Origin of the sequence: Acinetobacter sp. UBA3132 (genome assembly GCF_002364825.1) — a bacterium.
Classification (GTDB): Bacteria; Pseudomonadota; Gammaproteobacteria; order Pseudomonadales; family Moraxellaceae; genus Acinetobacter; species Acinetobacter schindleri.
The window spans coordinates 1-2,970 of sequence record NZ_DEZM01000009.1; the positions used below are offsets into that span (position 1 = coordinate 1).

Here is a 2,970-nt window from a genome sequence, read left to right on the forward strand (position 1 = left end):
CCGACTGCAATATAGAGCGCAGTCGGGTTTTGGATTAAATAACTAATAATTTCATTGAACAAAATAGAAAACCTTTTAATTACCCAACCACAGAACCCATCTGGAAGATTGGCAGATACATCGCAATAACAAGACCACCTACAAGCACACCAAGAATAGCCATAATTAAAGGCTCCATCATGGAGGTCAAGCCATCAACAGCATTGTCGACTTCATTTTCATAATGGGTCGCAACTTTATCCAGCATGGCATCTAGTGCACCAGATTCTTCACCAATCGAGACCATTTGCACGGCCATAGAAGGAAACTTGTTGGTAACACGCATGGCGAACTGCAGTTGTTGGCCAGTAGCAACATCCTCACGAATTTTCATGACAGCATCTTCATAAACTACATTATTGGTCGCGCCTGCAGTTGATTCCAGTGCATCAATTAATGGAACACCAGCAGCAAAAGTCGTTGCCAGAGTACGACTATAACGGGCAATAATCGCTTTATAAACCAGATCACCGAAGATAGGTGCTTTTAGTGCAGCCTTATCCAAGAAATCACGGAATTTTTTACTACGCTTTTTAGCTTCTAAAAATGCTGTAATTGCAATACCAATAAAGATAATTAATAGAAACCAGTATTGCTGGAACCAATTCGACATGTTGACTACCATCTGAGTAAAAGCAGGTAGGTCAGCGCCAAAGCCTTGGAAAAGTTCCTGGAACACAGGAACAACTTTGACCATCAAAATAATCGTAACAACAATCGCCACTACGATGACAGTGATTGGATACTTCATTGCTTTTTTAATTTTCTGCTTTAACAGTTCACTTTTTTCTTTATAAATCGCAACACGATCCAGCATGGTCTCTAAAGCACCCGATTGTTCACCGGATTCAACCAGCGAACAGAATAGCTTATCAAAGTATTGAGGATACTTGCGCAGTGCACCTGCAAAGGTATTTCCGCCCTCAACCTCACCTTTAATCCCGAGTACAACCTCGCGCATTGAAGGATTTTCAAGGCCTTCTGCCACAATTTCAAAGCCTTGTACGAGTGGTACCCCGGCTTTCATCATGGTAGCAAGCTGACGGGTAAAAATGGTAATATCCAGTGTGGTCACTTTTTTCTTCATCAGGCCTTCAAGAATATTCTTCTTTTTTTCTCGAATACTCTTGATACTGATACCCTGCTTACGCAACGTGACCTTGGCCAAGGCGAGGTTACGTGCAGGTATTTCCCCTTTAATCTTTATACCTTTACGGTCTACCCCTTCATAGGTGAAGGTCGGCATCATTTGACCTTTTTTCACTGAAGCCATGAGTTTATCCTTATTTTATAGCAGCACCTGATCATTCGCTGGTAACACGATTGACTTCCTGAAGAGAAGTCACCCCCTGCATTACCTTTAATAACCCTGATCGGCGTAAATTGTTAAAACCTGCGCGTGCGGAAGCTTCGGCAATCTCAATTGCATTGCCATCTTCCATAATAATACGTGAAATCTCTGGTGTCACTTTCATGACTTCATAAATACCGACTCGACCTTTATACCCTTCACGACATTCGTTACATCCGACAGGTTCAAAAATACTAAATTCCGGATTCTGTAAATCATCATCGCTAAAGCCCATTTCAAGCAGGCTCTGACGTGGAATATCTGCCGGTTTTTTGCAATGTGGACAAAGGCGACGCGCCAAACGCTGAGCAATCACCAAATTCACCGAGGTGGCAATATTAAATGATGGCACACCCATATTACGTAAACGGGTCAGGGTTTCTGGTGCGCTGTTGGTATGTAGTGTTGACATCACCATATGACCTGTTTGTGCTGCCTTGATTGCAATCTCTGCAGTTTCCAGGTCACGGATCTCACCGACCATGACAATATCAGGATCCTGGCGCAGAAATGATTTCAAGGCAGCAGAGAAGGTTAGGCCGACTTTATTATTGACGTTAACCTGGTTGATCCCTTGCAGGTTAATTTCAACTGGATCTTCAGCAGTTGAAATATTCGTGTCTTCACGATTCAGGATATTTAAACCGGTATAAAGAGATACAGTTTTACCAGAGCCTGTCGGACCGGTAATTAACAGCATACCTTGAGGCTTATCTAGTGCCTCCATAAATAAGGCTTTTTGATCAGGCTCATACCCCAAAGCATCAATACCCAACATGGCACTCGATGGATCCAGAATACGCAGTACCAGTTTTTCCCCAAACAGGGTTGGAAGTGAGTTGACACGGAAATCGATAGCCTTATTTTTAGAGAGTTTTAACTTGATCCGGCCATCTTGAGGCACACGCTTCTCGGAAATATCCATTTGTGACATAACTTTAAGACGTGAAGCCAGACGTGTTGCAAGCTGTAAAGGTGGCGTGGCGATTTGACGCAAGACCCCGTCGACACGGTAACGCACACGGTACATTTTTTCATAAGGTTCAAAGTGTAAATCAGATGCACCCATACGGATTGCATCAATCAGAAGTTTATTGATGTATTTAACAATAGGGGCTTCATCACCCTTATTTTCTTCTTCAGTGTCTTGATTGGCATTTGAACCGTCAATATCGACATCAAGATCAAAATCATCATCAAAGTCAAAGGTGCTTTCTTCAGTAAAATTCTGCTCGATCAGTTTTTCGAGTTTATTATGTTCAACAATGATGGTTTCAATATTGAGTTTGGTCGCAAAACGAACGGCATCAATTGCTTCTATATTGGTCGGGTTGCTGGTCGCGATAAACAGAATATTGCTATTTTTAAAGATCGGCAGCACGCGATGTTTGGTAATGATTTTTTCATCAAAATCTTCGCGTACGATCAGGGCAGGATCATAAGCACTGATATCAAATAGCGGTTCACCGAATTCAAGAGAAATCGTTTCTGCGATTTTGGTTGGCGAGAGGCGGTGATGTTCAATCAGATAGGGAATAATATCAATTTTATCTTTTTTGGCCCTGCTCAAAGCACCCTGC

At 42.3% G+C, this 2,970-nt stretch carries 2 protein-coding genes; both read right to left on the bottom strand.

Annotated elements, in window-relative coordinates; translation table 11 throughout:
* Positions 1–79 precede the first annotated feature (79 nt).
* Positions 80–1,312: a type II secretion system F family protein gene (locus tag B4033_RS00340; protein WP_253170170.1), complete on the bottom strand. Its 1,233-nt coding sequence runs from the start codon at positions 1,310–1,312 to the stop codon at positions 80–82.
* Positions 1,313–1,343: 31 nt separating this feature from the next.
* Positions 1,344–2,970, bottom strand: a 1,627-nt coding sequence (pilB, locus tag B4033_RS00345; protein ID WP_286831047.1) for a type IV-A pilus assembly ATPase PilB, incomplete at its 5' end; no start/stop codon positions are given.